This is a genomic window from Streptodolium elevatio, from assembly GCF_040649515.1.
GTDB classification, from domain to species: Bacteria; Actinomycetota; Actinomycetes; order Streptomycetales; family Streptomycetaceae; genus Yinghuangia; species Yinghuangia elevatio.
Map to the genome: position 1 here is coordinate 1 of NZ_JBEZFP010000282.1, position 1,860 is coordinate 1,860.

A 1,860-nucleotide genomic window follows, 5' to 3' on the forward strand; every position below is an offset into this window, starting at 1 on the left:
GACGACTTCACCCGCGCCGTGCGCAGCATCGACCGGTTCTTCCTCGACACCGCCACCCTCCCGGAGCCCTGACCCCGCCCTCCCGCACGGGTGGTTGCGCAGCTGCTCGGCTTCGCCGGCGAGGCCGGCCGGTGGGCGTGGCCGCGGACGTGCCGCCGCAGCGCGTGCACTAACGCGCATGGTGGCGGCCGGGCTGGGCCTGGACCAGGACCGCGTCACCGAACGGGTACCCGCTCGCACACGGACCGGTCGCCGCGGTCGACGTCGACGCCGTCACCGCGCTGCGCCTCGCGCTGTCGGCGATCCAGCATCTGGCGCACTTCGTCGACGGCATCGACCTCGGCGACGACGGCAGCCGCGCGAGCGACCGCCGGCACAAGGCCAAGGACCGAGTCTTCGAGGCGCTGGTTGAGCAGGTCTCGGAATTGGACGAGGTGTGCCGCGAACTCGACGACGAGCAGCGCCGCCAGCCCTGACCGCACCGCCGTGGACAACGCCCTCGCGGACCCCTGGCCGGGCGAACCGCGGAACGTTCTGTCACGACAAGCCCGCGCACCGCACCATCAGTCGGTGCGGTGCGGTGCGGTGCGGTGCGGTGCGGTGCGGTGCGGTGCGGTGCGGTGCGGTGCGGTGCGGTGCGGTGCGGTGCGGTGCGGTGCGGTGCGCGGGAACCTTGTCCGGTTCATCCCGGTAGACCCCCTGACCGTCCGGGTTTGTGTCACCCCCTTGTTCATGGCGCTGTCCAGGAGGTTCGCCGCGCACCGCTCCCGCTCCTCCGGAGCCGCGGGGCAGGGCGCACCGGTTCGCGGTGCGCTGAAGGTGCGGTGCGGTGGTGCGGTGCGCGATGCGCCTGGATCCGCGGTGCGCGCACCGCACCGCCCGGATGCGGGCTCTGCGGGCTGCGCGGTGCGGAGGCCGCCGACCAAGATCATTCTTGGACAATTGTCCATGCCGGTGCGGTGCCGAGCTGCGCACCCGCACCTCTTCCGTTTCGGGACGAACCGGGAGGACAAGGGGGTGAACCGGGCATCCGCGGCTCCCCTTGGCCACCGCGTGGCACCCTTGGCCGCGTTGGCCTAGACCCCTCTAGGCCGGGTGCGTTAGTGCTGGTCACAGCGTTGCCCAGACCGCGGACAAGGGGGTGGTGTTCACGCTGTGCGGTTCGCGGGTCGGCGAAAGGCCGGCCTCGGGGCGTGCCGGGAGGCGCAGCGTGGACGAGAACGACAACAGGACGGCGGGGCGGGGCAGTCGGAGCGGGCAGCCCGGGCCGGGCGCAGGAGCGGGGAACAGCCTGCCAGGCGGTCCGGAGCGCGCCCCGCAGTCGCCCGGGAATGGCGGTTCGGGGGTGGCGGACAAGGGGGCCGCGCGCCCCTCCGCGGGCCCTCCATGGCGCCCTCCGCGGCCGCCGTGGCCGAAGGCACCGCCAGCCCAGGCGGGGCTTGGGAAGCGGGCCCCGAGGGCGGGTTCGACTTCCCTTCTGTGCCTGGATCCTCGGCACAGTCGGGAACCACTCCCACCCGCGCGGCCTGGCAGAGCACTGGCGTCCACCGGTCTGATTGCCTGGTCGCCTTCGCGGTGTTCCAGCGGGCGACCGGCGAGCAGCTGTGGCGCATGCTCCGTCCACACCACCGCCATGACCGGATCACCCGGGACGTGTTGAACGACTTGCGTCGGCGGGGGTTGGTGCGGGTGGAGAGCCGACTGGCGTCCGGGCACCAGCTGTGGGTGCTGACCGCGCGCGGTCATGCGGAGGCGAAGACCATGTTGCCGCCGCACGTGAGGATGTCGGCGCTGCGCCCGGCCCCGCCCGCCGGCGCGGTGCGGGCAAGAGGTGCGGGCGGGTTCGACGCGCACGCCGCC

The 1,860-nt window shown here is 73.5% G+C and carries 2 protein-coding genes; both read right to left on the minus strand.

Features of this window, described 5'->3' with window-relative positions:
- Positions 1-215: 215 nt before the first annotated feature.
- Positions 216-494, minus strand: coding sequence for a hypothetical protein (locus AB0C36_RS43045; RefSeq protein WP_358365254.1), 279 nt, complete (start codon positions 492-494; stop codon positions 216-218).
- Positions 495-563: 69 nt separating this feature from the next.
- Positions 564-686, minus strand: a complete 123-nt coding sequence (locus AB0C36_RS43050) for a hypothetical protein (RefSeq protein WP_358365256.1) — start codon at positions 684-686, stop codon at positions 564-566.
- Positions 687-1,860: the final 1,174 nt, after the last annotated feature.

What these genes read in the sequence shown, in the direction of transcription:
- AB0C36_RS43050 (WP_358365256.1), bottom strand. Translation starts at nt 686, where the DNA reads ATGAACCGGACAAGGTTCCCGCGCACCGCACCGCACCGCACCGCACCG.